Source organism: Mesorhizobium sp. M0771, from assembly GCF_040320155.1.
GTDB lineage: Bacteria > Pseudomonadota > Alphaproteobacteria > Rhizobiales > Rhizobiaceae > Mesorhizobium.
In genome coordinates this window covers 284,098-301,016 of sequence record NZ_JAMYPC010000003.1, presented here as the reverse complement: position 1 = coordinate 301,016, position 16,919 = coordinate 284,098, and the positions used below count along the sequence as shown (strand labels likewise).

Below are 16,919 nucleotides of genomic sequence, written 5' to 3'. Positions count from 1 at the left end.
GACGTATTTGATTTTGAGATTTGGTTTTTAAGAATACCGGGGAGGCTTGAAAAATGCACGAGATCCTGCAGCCGGAGGGCTGGGCGAAACCGGTCGGCTACGCCAACGGCATTGCCGCGCGCGGCAGGCTCGTCTTCGTCGGCGGACAGGTCGGCTGGAACGGGCAGTGCCAGTTCGAGACCGACGATTTCGCCGGCCAGGTGCGGCAGACGCTGCAGAACATCGTCGCCGTGCTGGCGGAGGCCGGCGCGGAGCCACGGCACATCACCGCGATGACCTGGTATTTCACCGACAAGGCCGAATATCTCGGCAATCTCAAGGGTATAGGCGAGGCCTATCGCGAGGTGATCGGCCGGCATTTTCCGGCCATGGCCGCCATGCAGGTGGTGGCGCTGGTGGAAGATCGCGCCAAGATCGAAATTCAGGCAACCGCCGTCATTCCGGATTAACGAATTCGTTATTCCCGGATTGATCAGCCGCGCAGCCCCGCCTGCCTGAGCAGCGGCAGCACATGGTCGCAGAAATAGGGCAGTTCCCTGGTGTAGTTGACGAAGGATAGCGCGATGCCCTGGTAGCCATGCCCGGCTATTGCCGCCATCTCGGCGGCAATCGTTTCCGGCGTTCCAACCAGCGGGTAGGTGCCGGCGCCGCCGGCGAAACGCTGCCGGTAGCGGTCATAGGCATGCGGGTCATGCGACTGCGAGAACTCCTTCTTGCCTGCCATATGAGCATCGACCGCATCGTGGTCGACCAGATCGACGGCATAGCGCGTGTAGTAGGCCTGCGCCTCTTCCATGGTTGGACGGCAGACGACATGCGCCACCGTGTAGACGCCGACGTTGCGGCCAACCTTGTCGGCCCGCTCGCTGATGTCGGCGACATGCTTGCCGGCATCGCTCATTTCCGAAAAGGTCGTGAACAGATAATCGCATCGGGCGGCGGCGAAATCCCGGCCCGGGCCACCGAAAGCAGCGTTCATGGTCACCGGGCGTGGAACCTGCAGGCTCGCCGGCCGGCTCACCGCCTCCTTGAGGCGATAGTAGGTGCCTTCATAGTCCAGAGGCTGGTCCGAGGCGTAGAGCTTTTCCAGGATTTCGATCCATTCGGCGGCCTGGTCGTAGCCCTTCTCGACCAAAGGCGTGCCGAACATGCCGAATTCCTTCGGGTTCCAGCCGCAGACGATGTTCAAGCCGGCGCGGCCCTGGCTGATATGGTCGACAGTTGCCAGCGCCTTGGCGGCATAGAGCGGATGCACCAGCGGCACATGCACGGTCATGAACAGGCCGATCTGCTCGGTGGCCACCGCCAGAGCTGCTGCCCAGGTGAAGGTCTCGAACGACCATTCGCGCACCTTGTTGCGGCCGCCAAAGCCACGCCAGCGCGCGATCGGAAGCATAAATTCCAGCCCGGCGCGGTCGGCGATCTGCGCCGCCGTCAGATTGTCCTGCCAGCTTGCCGTCCAGCGTTCCGGCACATCGGTGATGGCCAGACCGCCATCGGCATTGGTCGAAAAGACGCCGAGCTTCAGTTTGTTCGAGCCGTGCAGGGGATGCGTTTTGATCATCATGGGAACTCGTGGCGGGAGACCGACACGCTAGGCCCGCGCAAAAATATTTCAAGCCTGAAATAGCTTCGCCTCGCCGCCGATTGCGGATATGAATTTGGAGGGGAAAAGGGGATGGATATGAGCGCGTTCCGTCAGAAGTGCATCGGCAAGACCAATCTCGTCGGCTCCTTCGCCGCTATTCCCCATCCCGTCGCCGTCGAAGTGATGGCGCTCGCCGGCCTCGACTTCCTCTGCATCGACTGGGAACATGCTCAGATCGCGCGGGACACGATCGAAACCATGGTGCGGGCGGCCGACGTGCATCGCGTGCCGGCCATGGTGCGTGTTCCCGGTCATGCGCCGGAAGCTATCCAGGCGGCGCTCGACAGCGGCGCACAAGGCGTGCTCGTGCCGCGCGTCTCGACCGCTGCTCAGGCCGAGGCGGCGGTGAAAGCCTCGCGCTATCCGCCGCTGGGCGAGCGGGGCGTCGGGCCTGGCCGGGCGGCCGGCTATGGCTATCGCATCCCCGAATATCTAGCCGCGGCCAACGACAGGATCGTCGTCGCGGTCCAGGTCGAGACATCGGAGGGGCTGGCCAACATCGAGGCGATCGCGGCCATAGACGGCATCGATGTGGTCTTCGTCGGCCCCGGCGATCTCTCCGTGTCGATCGATGCGATCGGGCCGAAAGGCGTGGACAAGCTCAATGAGGCAATCACAAGGATCATCCGCGCGACCGTCGCGCACGGCAGGACATCGGGCTTATATTGCGCCAGCCCACAGACGATCAGCCAGTGGGCCGCTATCGGCGCGAGCTTCTTCGTGCTGGCCAGCGACACCATGTTTCTTGGCGCCGGCGCTGCGGCCAACTGCACCGCTGCGCGCGCCGAACTGGGGTGAGACGGGGCGGGATCAGGCAAAAACTTTTTAAGCTTAAAACTTTTTCCTTGAAAAGCGCCGCACATTGGATAGCATCCAAACTCGATGGCGACTGTCGTGCCGGTGGGGCTTGCCGGGCAGTCCGTCGCGGTGCTCCGGGTGGGAGGGGTTTCAGTCCTTGTCGTTCATACTGCCCCAGTCATCGTCCAGCGCGCGTTATGCTTTCGACGGCGTACGTGCCCAGATCCGTGACCTGCACACCGAAAACATTGCCAACCTTGCCGTGCGCGCCCGAGAACTGGGCGACGTGATCGCGCTCTGGTACGGCGAAGGCGACATGGTGACGCCCGCTTTCATCCGCGACGCGGCGAAGGCCGCCTTCGATGAAGGCCAGACGTTCTACGTCCCTAACATGCGTGGGCACCCCCTACTGAACGAGGCGCTGTCGGAATACCAAACGCGCATTCACGGCCGGACGATCCCGATTGCGCGCACCACGGTCACGCCCGGCGGCATGCAGGCGCTGTACCTGGCGCTGGAACTGCTGGTCGATACCGGCAGCAACGTCGTCTATGTCGCGCCGCAATGGCCCAACATCCACAACGCCATCCATCTGATCGGCGGCGAGCCAAGGCCGTTTTCGCTCGACTTCAAGGGCGACTGGCATCTCGATCTCGACCGGCTGTTCGCCACTTGCGATGCGCGCACACGCGCGATCTTCCTGTCGACGCCGTCCAACCCGACCGGCTGGACCGCGTCGCGCGAGGAGATGCAGGCGCTGCTCGACTTCAGCCGGCGCACCGGCATCTGGATCATCTCCGACGAGGTCTATGGCCGGCTCTATTTCGACGGCAATGTTGCTCCTTCCATCCTGCAGATCGCCGAGGATGGCGACCGGGTGCTGTCGGTCAACAGTTTTTCGAAGGCGTGGGCGATGACCGGCTGGCGCATCGGCTGGCTGACGCATCCGTCGGGGGTGGCCGACCAGCTTGGCGCCATGACGCAGTACATCAACAGCGGCACCGCCGCGCCTATCCAGGCAGGCGCTGTCGCCGCCATCCGCCAAGGCGAGCCGCTGGTCGAGGAGATCAGGCAGCGGATCAAAACCGGCCTCGACCTTGCCTATGACAGGCTGGCCCAGATTCCCGGCATCATCCTGCCGACGAAACCGCGCGGAGGCATGTATGCCTTCTTTGCCATGGACGGCGAAAGCGACGCCCGGCAGGCCTGCGCCAGGATACTGGAGACGGCGCGCGTCGGGCTGGCTCCCGGCCACCTCTTTGGAAATTCGGCAGCGGCCTTCCTGCGGATGTGCGTGTGCCGTGAACGCGACCAGATGGCGACCGCGCTCGAGCGCATGGTCGCCGCCATGAATTGACGCCCCGCTGGGAGGTGGGACGGCAACAAACCGTGCGGGAGCAAACCCGCCCGATCACAACCAGAGGGAACACAAAATGAGCTTCACTCGTCGCAACCTGCTTCTTCTCGCCGCCACGATCGGCATCGCTGCCGGCCCGGCCACCGCCTTTGCCGCCGATGTGCTCAATGTCGGCGCCTACCCGACCAATCCGCCCTTCGAATACAAGAACGAGAGCGGCACTTTCGAGGGCTTTGAAGTCGACATCGTCAACGAAGCGGCCAAGCGTGCCGGCATGACCACCGACATTGCCGACCTCGGCTTCCAGGCGCTGTTCGCGGCTGTCAGTTCCAACCGCATCGATGTCGCGATCTCCTCGATCACCATCACGCCGGAGCGACTGAAAACGCTGTCCTTCACCCAGCCCTATTATGACTCCGACATGGGCATTGCGACGAAGACCGATAGCGCTGTTAACACCGAGGCCGACCTCAAGGGCAAGATCGTCGGCGTGCTTTCAGGCTCGACCGGCGAGACCTGGGTCAAGGCGCATCAGGAGGCTGACGGCTACAGCGACGTGAAGGGCTATGACACGCAGCAGAATCTTCTGCTCGACCTCAGCGCGGGCCGCGTGGACGCCGCCGTCAGCGATATTCCGGGCATGGAATACTCCTTCACCAAGATGAAGGACCTGAAGGTCAAGCAGCGCATCAAGACCGGCGAACAGTACGGCCTGATGATGAGCAAGGACCATCCGCTGCTCGGCAAGCTGAACGACGCGCTGACCGCGATGAAGAAGGACGGAACGCTGGCCGCGATCCACAAGAAGTGGTTCGGCAGCGACGCGCCAGCCGATTCCTCGACGGTCAAGGAAAGGCCGCTGCCCAAGGGCTGACCGGCAATGCACTTAAATCGTGCCGGCTCCCAGGCCGGCACGATTCATTTCACGCTCCGGCGCCTGCTGCCACACGGATAGCCTCATCGGAGGCAAGGTCGATTGGTTTTAACTTGAGCATCCTTTGCTCTGGGGTTCGGGAACGCTCCCATGTCGCTGATCGACACCTTCTTCAATCCTGACGTGATCATGTCCAGCCTGCCGGCGCTGTTGCGTGGCTTCCTGAACACGCTGCTGCTCGGCATTTTGAGTATCGGCATCGGCATTCCCATCGGCCTGGGGATCAGCCTGTTGCGGCTCTATGCGCCGAAGCCGCTGCGCTGGCTGGCGGTCGGCTACACCGACATCTTCCGGGCCCTGCCGGTGCTGGTGGTGCTGATCCTGATCTACTATGCGCTGCCCTTCCTCGGCATCCGTCTGTCGTCCTGGGCCTCCGCCGTGACGGCGTTCGCCATCATCATGTCGGCCTATTCAGCAGAAGTGTTCCGCTCCGGCATTGAGAGCATTCCGAAAGGCCAATTCGAGGCAGCACAGGCGCTCGGCCTGCCTTTCCTTTTGACCTTGCGCAAGGTGGTGCTGCCGCAGGCGATCCGCGTGGTCATCCCGCCGATGACCAGCAATTGCGTTTCGATGTTCAAGGACACGTCGCTCGCTTCCACCGTTGCGCTGCCTGAACTGTTGAAGGAAGCGACCAACGCGCAATCGCTCTATGCCAATCCCTCGCCGCTGATCGGCGCCGCTTTGGTCTATCTCATCTTCCTCTGGCCCATGGTCCGCCTCGTCAGCCTGCTCGAAGACCGCTTCAAGACCGAGAAGACGCGCTGACCTCATCAACCGTCCCGCTTCCCAAGCCATTCGCAGGAGATACAGTTGAGCAATTCCCAAGCCGCCGGCGGCTTTCCGGTCGACACCATCCGCGCCATGTTTCCGGCCTTGCAGCGCGCCGGTGATTTCATCTTCATGGACAACGCCGCCGGCGCGCAGATCCCGCAGAGCGTGCTCGATGCGGTGACCAACCACCTGGTCTCGCACAATGTGCAGCGCGGCGGACGTTACGGCCGCAGCGTCGCGGTCGACCAATCGGTCGCCAATGCGCGCGAGAGCGTGGCCTTGCTGATCAACGCCTACAGTCCGTCGGAAATCTGCTTCGGCATGAACGCCACCTCATTCATCCGCTTGGTCAGCCTCGGCATCGGCCAGATGCTGGCCAAGGACACAGAGCGCGACGAGATCGTCATCACCGATATGGACCACGACGCCAACATCGCGACGTGGCTGGCGCTGGAATCCGCCGGAGCCAAGTTCAAGTGGTGGCGCATGCGCGAGGACGGCAACCTGCATGTCGACGACCTCAAGCCGCTGGTTTCTGAGCGCACCCGTCTCGTCGCCTGCACGGTGACGGCGCACTCGATCGGTTCGATCGTTGATGTCGCTTCCGTGGCCGCGATCGCGCATGCGGCCGGCGCCGAAGTGTTCCTTGACTGCGTGCATTACGGACCGCACGGGCTGATCGACGTGCAGGCCTGGGACTGCGATTATCTCGTCTGCTCCGGCTACAAGAATTTCTCGCCGCATATGGGCTTTCTGTGGGGCCGCTTCGAAACGCTGAAGCGGCTGCCGACCTTCCGCGAGGATTTCATCCCCGACGAGCCGCCTTACAAGGTCGAGGCCGGCACCTTCATCTACGAGAACGTCTCAGGCATGGATGCCGCGGTGCAGTACCTGGAACTGATCGGCCGCAATCTGGCGCCCTCCAACAACCGCTCGCGGCGCGACAACATCGTTGCCGGCATGGGCGCCATCCGCGACTATGAAATGCTCCTGGCGCGCGAGATGCTCGCCGTGCTCAAGGGATGCAATGCCACGATCTACGGCGTCGCCGAGGAAGCCCGCATCAACGAACGCGTGCCGACATTCTGCTTCAACATCGGCAAGCTGTCGCCGCAGCGGATCGTCGAGGAAATGGCTGACATGCAGATCGGCATCCGCGACGGCCATATGTATGCGCCCCGGCTGATGAAGCGTCTCAACCTGTCGATGGACAGCGGCGCCATCCGCGCCTCGCTGGTCCATTACAACACGGTCGACGAGGTCAGGCGTTTCGGCGAGGCACTGCGCGCCGTCATCGCAAGGCTGTCGTAGCTGGTCCTTAAACCTCTCCGGCGCGGAACATCGGCCCGCCCTTGTGGGCCGGGAAGCCATAGCCGTTGATCATCACCAGATCGATGTCGGAGGCACGCGCCGCGATGCCTTCGGCGAGTAATGCCTTGCCCTCTTCGGCCATTGCCGCCAGTAAGCGCGTGACGATCTCATCGGACGAAAAGCGGCGCGGCACGATGCCGTTGGCCGCTCGCACGGCCTCGATCAGCGCCGTTACTTGCGGGTCGCTCCTGCGTTCGCCGTCCGAATAATCGTACCAGCCGCGCCCGGTCTTGCGGCCGAAGCGGCCGGCCTCGCACAGCCGGTCGGCGATTTCGACATAACGTGCTTGCGGATCGCGCATCGCCGCCTGTCGCTTGCGCCGCGCCCAGGCTATCTCCAGCCCAGCCATATCGTTGACCGCGAAGATCCCCATCGGGAAGCCCCAGGCCTCCAGCGCGGCATCCACCTCATCGGGTGCTGCGCCATCCTCCACCATGAACTCCGCCTCGCGGCGGTAGGCGGAATAGATGCGGTTGCCGATGAAACCCTCGGTAACGCCGCACACGACAGGCAGCTTGCCGAGCTTTCTGACGAAGGCGATAGCCGAGGCGAGCACGTCGGGCGCCGTCGCCGCGCAATCCACCACTTCGGTGAGCCGCATGACGTTGGCCGGCGAGAAAAAATGCAGGCCGACGATCCGCTCGGGCCTGGCGGTTGCCGAGGCGATCTCGTTGGGGTTGAGGTAGCTGGTGTTGGTCGCAAGGATGGCGTCCGGGCGGACGATGCGATCAAGCGTCCGGAAGAGGTCGGTTTTTACCGCGAGATCGTCGAACACCGCCTCGATGACCAGATCGGCCTGCGCCAGCCTGTCGGCTTCGCTGGCCGCTTCAAACCGGCTCAGCGCCTCCCTGCGCGCATGATCGGTGAGACGGCCGGATTGGACTGACTTGTCGAGAAGGCCGGCGATACGCGCGTATCCTTTTGCCGCGGCGTCGTCCGTCTGCTCGACGCCGATTACGCCATAGCCGGCATTCAAGGCCGAGACCGCGATGCCTGCACCCATCAGGCCGGTTCCGACGATACCGACGGTCTCGACCTTGCGAGGCGTGACACCCTCCAGCCTGTCGACTTTGCTGGCTTGCCTCTCGGCAAAGAAGACGTGGCGCAACGCTGCCGCTTCGCGAGAATCCCGGAGGCGCAGGAAGGTCGCGCGTTCGTCCGCAAGACCGTCCTCAAGTTTGGCCGTGGACGCAGCCCGGACCAGTCTCACGGCTTCTGCAGGCGCGATCTGTCCACGGCTGCGGGAAAGCACCTTCTTTGCGGCTGCCGCGTCGGCCTCAGGTTGCGAGCGCGGGACGGAAAGCGCGCCCGTGGGCCGCAGCGGTTGGCCGACGAGATGGCGGGCGACGTCGAGCGCGCCTTCGGGAAGATCGTCGGCAATGGTATCGATCAGACCGAGAGCGAGCGCTTCGTCGGCATTTGCGGGCCGACCCGTGCCGATCAGGTCAATTGCGGCGACCGTGCCGATGAGGCGGGGCAGGCGTTGGGTTCCGCCGGCCCCAGGCACTAACCCGAGCTTGACCTCGGGCAGGCTGAAGCTGGCCGCCTTGCTGGCCACCCGGTAGTGGCAGGCCAGCGCAATCTCGCAGCCGCCGCCGAGCGCCGCGCCGCCTGCTGCCGCCACGATCGGTTTGGCGAAGCTCTCGATCGCTTCGATCACGTCAGGCAGTCTGGGCGAGACAGCGGGCTTGCCGAATTCCTTGATATCGGCGCCACCGATGAAGGTGCGCCCAATGGCGGTCAGCACCACGGCAGACACTTCATCCGACGCCGCACGCCCAAGCGCAGCCATCAGTCCGGCCCTGACATGGAAGGACAGCGCGTTGACCGGCGGATTTTCGATCGTGACGACGAGAACGCCATCGACGATCTTGCCTGTGACACTCTCGGAAAATCGTGCTGTGTTCATGGAGTTTTATCCCGGAACGACGGCAAATCTTCCTCCTCCTTCTGCTCTCCGCCAAATGCCGGTGTCCCGGCTCGGACGGATGAAGCGCCATGGTTCTTCAAATAATTTCAAGCTTAAAATAATTAGAATTCAAAAAACTTCAAGCCTACCGGAGTCGACTGCAAAAGGCGTCGCTACCACGACGGTGATCGGTCAGACTTGACGGTTGCACTGCGGTGCCGGGTCAAGGCGAGTTTGTGGAAACCTTCGGCAGCAGGGCTTTGAAATAGTCGATCGTCTGTTGCAGCCCGGCTTCCAAAGTCACCGTCGGCTCCCAGCCGACAAGCCTTTTGGCAAGGGTGATATCGGGCTGGCGGTGCCGCGGATCGTCTTGCGGAAGATCGCGGTAAATTATATCCGAACCTGATCCGGTCATCTGCGTCGTCAGTTCGGCCAAGCGCCTGATCGTTACTTCCCTTGGATTGCCGATGTTTACTGGACCGGTCACCTCCGGCCCCGTATCCATGAGGCGCAGCATGCCGCTCACCAGGTCGTCGACGTAGCAAAACGACCTTGTCTGTGAGCCGTCGCCGAAAATGGTTATCGGTTCACCACGAAGCGCCTGCACGATGAAATTTGAGACAACCCTGCCGTCTGCCGGGTGCATGCGCGGCCCGAACGTATTGAAAATCCGCGCGACCTTGACCCACAAGCCATGTTGTCGGTGATAGTCGAAGAACAGCGTTTCGGCGCAGCGTTTGCCTTCATCGTAGCATGAGCGCGGCCCGATCGGGTTTACATTGCCCCAGTAACTCTCCGGCTGCGGATGCACAGACGCGTCACCATAGACCTCGCTGGTGGAGGCCTGAAAGACTTTGCATTTCAGCCGCTTTGCCAGTCCAAGAACATTGATGGCGCCGTGCACGGCGGTCTTGATCGTCTGAACCGGGTCGTACTGGTAGTGAACAGGCGAGGCCGGACACGCCAGGTTGTAAATCTCATCGACTTCGACGTAGAGCGGAAAGGTCACGTCATGGCGCATGAATTCGAAGCGGGGATGCTTGGCCAAATGGTCGATATTGCGCTTTGATCCGGTGAAAAGGTTGTCGACACACAAGATTTCGTCGCCTCGTTCCAACAGGCGGTCAATAAGATGCGAGCCGATAAACCCTGCGCCCCCGGTAACGAGAATGCGTCTGCGGCTGTCATAGAGTCTGGCCAATTTCTGCTCCCAGGCAAATGCTGATCGACCAGATATGGGTCGCCACACGCAGGATACGACGTGTCCGCAGCCAATGCACAAGGACCAAACTGAAATTTCGCAGATCCGCTCGGTGCCGATGCGAATTCCGATCCGGGCATTTGGTTTGATCAGAAGGCACGATTGAGGCCGATAGTGGCCTATGGATTGGCAGCAGAGAATATCAGCCCTGTCGTCAGGGCCGCCGCTGCGTAGATGGCCGGCAGAACCTGACGGTTCACCCCAATCCGCAGCAGAGAGTGGCTCGAAACCCGGTCCTGCTGGATTTATCCACAACATCGATGGCATCGGCGGATGGCAACATGAAACATGGCAACGACCATTTTTCATGAGACATTCCTCTTCGCGATAGAGCATCGTTGAATTGGCCAACAGGCTGCCATACAAGCACGTCGGCTCAACAGGTGGCTCGAGGAACCCCACGGATGTCCGAACGCATTGCAGTTATCGGCCTGGGTTATGTCGGCCTGCCGGTAGCCATTGCCTTTGGGAAGGTTTTCCCCGGCACCATAGCTTTTGACATCAGCGAGCGTCGGATCGGGGAATTGCGTGGCGGCGTCGATCGTACGGGGGAAGTTGACGCAACGGCGCTCAAGGAGACCTCGATAGGGCTGACCACCGATCGGGAGATGTTGAAAGGCGCTACTTTCTTCATCGTTGCCGTGCCAACCCCTATCGACGCAAATCGCGCTCCCGATCTAGCTTCTTTGAAACTGGCGTCCGAACTCGTCGGCGAGGCGGTGAGCAAAGGCGCCGTCGTCGTTTTTGAGTCGACAGTCTATCCAGGTGTGACCGAAGATTTCTGTGGGCCGATCATCGAGCAGGTTTCCGGCCTGCGACATCCCCGCGACTTTGCCCTCGGCTATTCGCCCGAACGCGCCAACCCCGGCGATCGAGAACACTCGCTGCAAAAGATCGTCAAAGTCGTCTCCGGCGAGAATAACGAGACGCTGGAGCGCATCGCGAACGTTTATGGCCGTATCATCGATGCCGGCGTCTACCGCGCCCCGTCGATCAAGGTGGCCGAGGCAGCGAAGGTTATCGAGAACACCCAGCGCGATCTGAACATCGCGCTGATGAACGAACTGGCAATGATCTTCGAGCGGCTCGATATCCGGACGCAGGATGTTCTTGATGCTGCGTCGACGAAATGGAACTTCCTTCCCTTCAAACCGGGGTTCGTCGGCGGCCACTGCATCAGCGTCGATCCATATTATTTGACCGCCAAGGCCGAGGCCGAAGGTTACCATCCGCAGATCATCCTCGCCGGACGTCGCATCAATGACGGCATGGGGGCCTTCGTCGCCCAGCAGGTTGTCAAACGGCTGATTGGTTCTGACACGCCCGTCAAAGGGGCTTCTGTCGGCATTCTCGGGCTGACATTCAAGGAGGACGTGCCGGATTTGCGCAACAGCCGCGTTTTCGACATGGTCAAGGAACTAAGGCAGTTCGGAATTGTCCCCAAAGTCCATGATCCCCTTGCCGATGTCGAAACCGCTCGGCGTGATCACGGCGAAACAATCCTGCCGCTCGATGAGATAAACGATTTGCAGGCGCTTGTTCTGGCGGTGCCTCACAGGCAATATCTCACCAACGAAAGAGCGCGTCTTTTTCAAATGATCAGGCCGGGGGGGACACTGTTCGATGTCAAGTCGGCCATCAAGCCCAATGAAGTTCCCGACAACATAAAATACTGGAGCTTGTAAAGCTCGCCTGAAATTAACGCTAGGATATGCAGTGACATCAAGCAGGCCGATACTGATCACCGGCGCAGCCGGGTTCATAGGGTTTCATCTTTGCCTGAGGCTGCTTGCCGAAGGAGGCCAGGTTATCGGCCTCGACTCCATGAACGAGTACTATGACGTCAGCCTGAAGCAGGCTCGTCTCGAGCGGCTGAAAGCGTTTTCGAATTTTTGTTTCGAGCATGCCGATCTCACGGAGCGGGACCGTATTTCGGAGCTCTTCCTCTCGGCCGCGCCGGAGGTTGTCGTCAATCTCGCGGCGCAAGCCGGCGTACGCTATTCGATCAGCAATCCGCACGCCTATGTGGAAAGCAACCTCAGCGGCTTTGTCAACATCCTGGAAGGATGCCGGCAGGCCTCCGTCGGCCATCTGGTCTATGCATCGTCGAGTTCGATTTATGGCGGCAGCACCCGCATGCCGTTTTCCGTGCACGATCCGGCGGACCATCCGCTCAGCCTTTACGCCGCAAGCAAGAAGGCGAACGAGCTGATGGCGCACACATACAGCCATCTGTTTCGACTGCCGACCACCGGGCTGCGTTTTTTCACCGTCTATGGTCCGTGGGGGCGGCCGGACATGGCGCTGTTCATCTTCGCCAAGGCTATCCTCGCCGGCGAGCCGATCGAGGTCTTCAACTATGGCAACATGCAGCGGGATTTCACCTATATCGACGACATTGTCGAAGGTATTATCCGCGTCATGCAGCAACCCGCGACACCCAATCCTGAGTGGAAAAGTGTCGCGCCAGACCCAGCGACCAGCAACGCCCCGTTCAGGATTCACAACATCGGCGGCAATTCGCCCGTTCAACTGAACCGATTGATCGAGGTGCTCGAAGACGCGCTGGGACGCAAGGCAAACCGCAACCTCAGGCCACTTCAGCCAGGCGACGTTCCGGCAACTTTCGCCAATGTCAGCTCGCTCGAGGAGGCGACCGGCTTCAAGCCCAAAATCCCGATCGAAATAGGGGTTCCGCGCTTTGTCGAATGGTACCGGGAGTTCTACCGAGCATGATCGGACGCTTCGCCACCTGGAGGCGGCTGGCTCCTGACCAGCCATGGCTGGCGCATGCCGCTCGGAAAACTCAATAAGCCGCAGCCGAACTGGGTGTCGCCTGAAGGCGGTCAATATCTTTCCGGGGCGGCGCACCGAACAGGCGACGATATTCTCGGCTGAACTGCGAAGGGCTGTCATAGCCCACCGCGAACCCGGCCGTGCCTGCGTTTGCGCCGCCGGCAAGCATAATCCTTCGCGCCTCCTGCAGGCGCAGCTGCTTCTGGTATTCGAGCGGGGTCATGCGCGTCATCGCCTTGAAATGGGCATGAAGGGACGACGCGCTCATGCCCGATGCCGCCGCAATCTCTTCGATGCGCAGTTGTGCCTGGAAATGATTGCGGATCGTGGCGATGGCGCGGCTGACCTGGTTCAGGTGGCTGTCCACCGACGCCATCTGGCGAAGCGTGTCACCGTGCGGTCCGGTGAGGAGCCGGTAAAGGATTTCGCGTTCGATCAGCGGCGCCAGCACGGTGATGCTCTCGGGGCGATCGAGCAGCCTGACAAGCCGACAGGCGGCATCAATCAGGTCGGGGTCACTTGGATAGGCAGCTAACACCGGCAGATCCCTGCTGGGGGATGCACGTCCTTCTTTCACAAGCAGTTCGGCCAGCGCGGTGGAATCAAAATCTATCTTGCAACAGAGGTAGGGCGCCGCCGGACTCGCCTCCAACACATGCCCGACCAGCGGCAGGTCGACCGAGACGAGCAGGTAGCTCGATGCGTCATAGACCACGCTCTGGTCGGCCAGCGAGACGCGCTTCGATCCTTGGGCGATTATGCAAAGCGACGCCTCGTAGACCGCAGGCACGGGTGCACTGGGCTGGTTGGCGCGAATGAGCGACAGCCGCGGCACCGCAGTGCCGGCCATGCCAGACTTCGGCGCAAAGCGGGTGATCAGCTCGGCGAGTTCATTGATTTTTTCCATGCCGCATAAATCTTCATGGCGCGAAATGTTGCAAGGCATTTCGAGTTCATTTGGAGGATCGTGCAAACTCTTTGGACGATCACGCTACCGGCCTTTGCCGGTTCGCGCCATCTATCTCCCCGTCACCGCAGCGAAAAAGGAACGATCATGACGGGACTTAAAGACAAGGTTGTACTCATCACCGGCGCCTCCAGCGGCATCGGCGAAGCGACGGTTCGGGAACTTGCCGGTGCCGGCGCCAGACTGTTCATCGGGGCCCGCCGCACCGAGCGGCTCAAGGCGCTGGCCGCAGAAATAGGCAAAGGCGTCGCGTGGCGCGAACTCGACGTGACTAACGCGGCGAATTTCGACGCCTTTGCCGATGCCGCTCATGCCGAATTCGGGCAGATCGATGTGCTGGTCAACAATGCCGGCGTCATGCCGCTGTCGCCGCTTGCCGCGCTGAAGCGCGATGAGTGGTCTCGCATGATCAATGTCAACATCGGCGGCGTGCTGAACGGGATCGCCGCGGTGCTGCCGCGCTTCGTCGCCCAGAAGAATGGGCATATCGTCAATGTCGCCTCGGTCGGTGCGCATATCGTGCTGCCCACCGCGGCGGTCTATTGCGGCACGAAATATGCCGTCTGGGCAATCACCGAGGGGCTGCGGCAGGAGCATGACGACATCCGCGCCACGATCATCTCCCCCGGAGTGACCGCAACCGAACTAGGCGACGATATCAGCGATCCTCAGGTCGCCACGGCTCTGAAAGAATGGCGGCAGAAGTCGCTCACACCGGACGCCATTGCACGGGCGATCCGTTTTGCGCTTGATCAACCCGATGGCGTCGACGTCAACGAAGTGATCGTGCGGCCAACCGCTGCCAATATGTAGAACTTGCTGCCGGATGCCGGCTTTCGGCGAGCTAGGGCGCTCTCCGAGATCGGCAAACGGCCCACCCCTTAATGCACCCGCCCTCAGCCTCTGGCGCAACTCCCGCGGGCCACATCATACCGGCTCTCGAACGCGCGCGAAAAATGCGCACTCGAATTGAACCCGCAAGCAAAGGCGATTTCCGAGATCGTGGGCGACGCTCGGGCGGGCGACAACAATTCTTCCTTGCTGCGCTCCAGCCGCCTGTCCCAGACGAAGCATTCCGGTCTCGCGGCAAGGCCGGTGCGCCGCTGGGAACTTAACCCGCTAATCATCTCCCCTGCGACGGTAGAGATGTCAGGCTTCGCCGGCCAGGCGCGCTGAAATCAGCCGCGCCGCCTGGATCACCGCTTCGCCCTGGCTGGCCGCCATGCTGTCATCGGCGCGTGACACAGGCGAGGCCACCGCGAGCGCACCGAGAGGACGCCCATCGGAGCCGAGGATTGCCGCGGCTATGCTGTGCACGCCTTCTTCATAGCCTTGGGAGCTCGAGGAATAGCCGCGCTTGGCGGCAAGCCGGATCGCCTTCATCAGCCTGTCGGGCTGGGTCACCGTGTGTGGCGTGAAGGTCGGCAACGGCTTGTCGACATAGGCCTCGGCCGCTTCCCGAGGCGAAGCGGCGAGAAAGGCGATGCCGGAGGCGGTGCCGTGCAAGGGCAGCACCTGGCCGACATCGACATTGACCCGGTTGGCCTTTGCCGACAGCTCGACATGGACCGTCAGCAGTGCGCCGGCGCTGAATTCCGACAGATGCACCGTTTCGCCGGTTTCCAGCGCCAGCTCGCGAACCACAGGTGCTGCCACGCGCACGAAGGGAAAATGCGCGTCGCGAAACCGGGCCAGCCGCGACAGGCCGGCGCCGAGCCGGTAGCGGCGGCTTGCCGGCTCTTGTTCGATCAGGCGGTGGTCGGCCAGCGCCATCAGCAGGCGCCGCGCCGTCGCCTTGTCAAGGCCAGTTTTGCGGGCGAGCTCGGACAGGCCGATCTCCGGTTCGCCGAGCGTGAACTGCTCCAACAGCGATATCGCTTTGCCTACTGTGCTCATCGTGCATCCTCAAGATACTTCGCATGGGACGGAAGCCAATCCACCTTGCAGTCCGCTCATAGCACATAAAATGGTGGTTCAAATAACGAACCGTTTGAAAGCGACAAAAAACACTAGCAAGTTTCGCGGCGACATCAATCTCGATGCGCCGCGCCGTGCGCGGGGTGATGCTGCGCGGCAACACCTATCAACAGGTGGATCAACTCGGCGGCGCCGTGCCTGGCCGGCGTGTCGGCCCAAACGCCTGATCCTGGCCGGCGCGGAAGCTTCAACTCTGCCCCAGGTGCGCGCGGCGCCAGGCGGCGGGCGCCCGGCCAACCCGCTCCCGGAAGAAGCGTGAGAAATAGGCCGGATCTTCGAAGCCGATTTCGTAGGCGATGTCCTCGACGGTGCGCACGGTGAACAGCAGCAAGCGCTTGGCCTCCAGCAACCGTCGCTCGCCGATGAGTCGCTTGACGCCGCTGCCAAGCACCATATGGGCGGCCTTGTCGAGAAGATGCGCTGTCGTGGCCAGCGCCTCGACGTAGCGGTCGACGGGCCAGTTGTCGCGGAAATGCGCATCGACCAGACGGCGCAAGCCGCGCGCCAATGCAGCATCGGAAGAGCCAGTGGCATCCATTACCTCGGGACCAAGACGCGCGATGTGGGAGAGCGCGACGGCAATCAGCGCCGACAGGGTCTTGTCACTCCCGGCCTGCGCCTCGGCATATTCGGTGGCGATCATCTCCAGCACCGCCGCAAGCCTTTTCCACGCGACGTGCTGAGGAAGGCTATCGGCAAAGACCGGCCGGTCCAATGGCAGCAGGCTGTGAGCGGCTATTGCCGCAAGCGCATCATCGGCGACCGAAACCACGATGGCGTCGGTGCCGGGCCCGATCGAGAAGCCATGCACGATGGTGCTCGGCACGAAGCTGACGGCCGGTGCCGAAAAGTCCCAGGATTGGTCTTCAATGCGGTAGGTGCCGGAGCCGCTGGTCCAGTAGGTGATCTGGCCCATTTGCGGATGCTTGTGCGCGGCAACCTGGCCGAGATGAATGTTGCTGCGCGCAAGCACCGTCTCGACATGCAGGAAGCCGACATCAAGCGGCCGCACCGGCTCGCCATAGACAAAGAAATCAGGAATGGAATTGAGGCTCATGGCGCCGGAAAAAGTCCAATCGGTTTTGCCGTTACGTCCTAACCGATCCTTGCCAGGAGCGCTAGAGTTGATG

16 protein-coding genes are annotated in these 16,919 nt (G+C 61.8%); 9 read left to right on the top strand and 7 right to left on the bottom strand.

Annotation, left to right across the window (positions count from 1 at the left end; all coding sequences use genetic code 11):
• Window positions 1–53 precede the first annotated feature (53 nt).
• A complete protein-coding gene (locus NKI05_RS06840; RefSeq protein WP_023667806.1) occupies window positions 54–449 on the top strand; it encodes a RidA family protein in 396 nt (131 codons plus the stop codon).
• Window positions 450–472: 23 nt separating this feature from the next.
• Here the strand turns inward: NKI05_RS06840 and NKI05_RS06835 are convergent, their stop codons facing one another.
• Window positions 473–1,564, bottom strand: coding sequence for an LLM class flavin-dependent oxidoreductase (locus NKI05_RS06835; RefSeq protein WP_352581186.1), 1,092 nt, complete (start codon window positions 1,562–1,564; stop codon window positions 473–475).
• A 120-nt stretch (window positions 1,565–1,684) separates the two neighbouring features.
• Here NKI05_RS06835 and NKI05_RS06830 point away from each other — a divergent pair, with 120 nt between their 5' ends.
• From NKI05_RS06830 to NKI05_RS06810, 5 genes are all read left to right on the top strand, one after another.
• On the top strand, window positions 1,685–2,446 hold the full coding sequence (locus tag NKI05_RS06830; RefSeq protein WP_023692286.1) for an HpcH/HpaI aldolase family protein: 762 nt from the start codon (window positions 1,685–1,687) through the stop codon (window positions 2,444–2,446).
• A 157-nt stretch (window positions 2,447–2,603) separates the two neighbouring features.
• Window positions 2,604–3,803: a pyridoxal phosphate-dependent aminotransferase gene (locus NKI05_RS06825; protein ID WP_023692285.1), complete on the top strand. Its 1,200-nt coding sequence runs from the start codon at window positions 2,604–2,606 to the stop codon at window positions 3,801–3,803.
• Between the two features lie 76 nt (window positions 3,804–3,879).
• Complete coding sequence (locus tag NKI05_RS06820; RefSeq protein ID WP_023815152.1) at window positions 3,880–4,677, top strand: ABC transporter substrate-binding protein; 798 nt, start codon at window positions 3,880–3,882, stop codon at window positions 4,675–4,677.
• A gap of 150 nt (window positions 4,678–4,827) precedes the next feature.
• On the top strand, window positions 4,828–5,502 hold the full coding sequence (locus NKI05_RS06815) for an amino acid ABC transporter permease (RefSeq protein ID WP_023667812.1): 675 nt from the start codon (window positions 4,828–4,830) through the stop codon (window positions 5,500–5,502).
• 45 nt (window positions 5,503–5,547) lie between these two features.
• Window positions 5,548–6,819 (top strand): cysteine desulfurase-like protein, encoded by a 1,272-nt coding sequence (locus NKI05_RS06810; RefSeq protein WP_023692283.1) that lies wholly within the window; start codon window positions 5,548–5,550, stop codon window positions 6,817–6,819.
• 7 nt (window positions 6,820–6,826) lie between these two features.
• Here the strand turns inward: NKI05_RS06810 and NKI05_RS06805 are convergent, their stop codons facing one another.
• A complete protein-coding gene (locus NKI05_RS06805; protein WP_023815153.1) occupies window positions 6,827–8,788 on the bottom strand; it encodes a 3-hydroxyacyl-CoA dehydrogenase NAD-binding domain-containing protein in 1,962 nt (653 codons plus the stop codon).
• 223 nt (window positions 8,789–9,011) lie between these two features.
• Entirely contained in the window at window positions 9,012–9,989 is a 978-nt protein-coding gene (locus NKI05_RS06800) for a UDP-glucuronic acid decarboxylase family protein (protein ID WP_023667815.1), read from the bottom strand.
• Window positions 9,990–10,453: 464 nt separating this feature from the next.
• Between NKI05_RS06800 and NKI05_RS06795 the strand changes: the two genes are divergently transcribed.
• Together NKI05_RS06795 and NKI05_RS06790 are read left to right on the top strand one after the other, a co-directional pair.
• Window positions 10,454–11,734 carry a nucleotide sugar dehydrogenase gene (locus tag NKI05_RS06795; protein WP_023710049.1) on the top strand — a complete coding sequence of 427 codons (1,281 nt, stop codon included), beginning with the start codon at window positions 10,454–10,456 and terminating at the stop codon, window positions 11,732–11,734.
• Between the two features lie 31 nt (window positions 11,735–11,765).
• Window positions 11,766–12,785: an NAD-dependent epimerase gene (locus tag NKI05_RS06790; protein ID WP_023723332.1), complete on the top strand. Its 1,020-nt coding sequence runs from the start codon at window positions 11,766–11,768 to the stop codon at window positions 12,783–12,785.
• A gap of 70 nt (window positions 12,786–12,855) precedes the next feature.
• On the opposite strand, the gene NKI05_RS06785 is transcribed toward NKI05_RS06790, so the two are convergent.
• Complete coding sequence (locus NKI05_RS06785) at window positions 12,856–13,752, bottom strand: AraC family transcriptional regulator (RefSeq protein ID WP_023815154.1); 897 nt, start codon at window positions 13,750–13,752, stop codon at window positions 12,856–12,858.
• A 147-nt stretch (window positions 13,753–13,899) separates the two neighbouring features.
• Between NKI05_RS06785 and NKI05_RS06780 the strand changes: the two genes are divergently transcribed.
• Window positions 13,900–14,625, top strand: coding sequence for an SDR family oxidoreductase (locus tag NKI05_RS06780; RefSeq protein ID WP_023815155.1), 726 nt, complete (start codon window positions 13,900–13,902; stop codon window positions 14,623–14,625).
• A gap of 83 nt (window positions 14,626–14,708) precedes the next feature.
• On the opposite strand, the gene NKI05_RS06775 is transcribed toward NKI05_RS06780, so the two are convergent.
• The 3 genes from NKI05_RS06775 to NKI05_RS06765 all read right to left on the bottom strand — a co-directional run bounded on the left by NKI05_RS06775 (window position 14,709) and on the right by NKI05_RS06765 (window position 16,846).
• Window positions 14,709–14,939 (bottom strand): helix-turn-helix domain-containing protein, encoded by a 231-nt coding sequence (locus NKI05_RS06775; protein WP_081727322.1) that lies wholly within the window; start codon window positions 14,937–14,939, stop codon window positions 14,709–14,711.
• Window positions 14,940–14,961: 22 nt separating this feature from the next.
• Window positions 14,962–15,708, bottom strand: coding sequence for an IclR family transcriptional regulator (locus tag NKI05_RS06770; protein ID WP_023695200.1), 747 nt, complete (start codon window positions 15,706–15,708; stop codon window positions 14,962–14,964).
• A gap of 268 nt (window positions 15,709–15,976) precedes the next feature.
• Window positions 15,977–16,846: a helix-turn-helix domain-containing protein gene (locus NKI05_RS06765; RefSeq protein ID WP_352792281.1), complete on the bottom strand. Its 870-nt coding sequence runs from the start codon at window positions 16,844–16,846 to the stop codon at window positions 15,977–15,979.
• Window positions 16,847–16,919 lie beyond the last annotated feature (73 nt).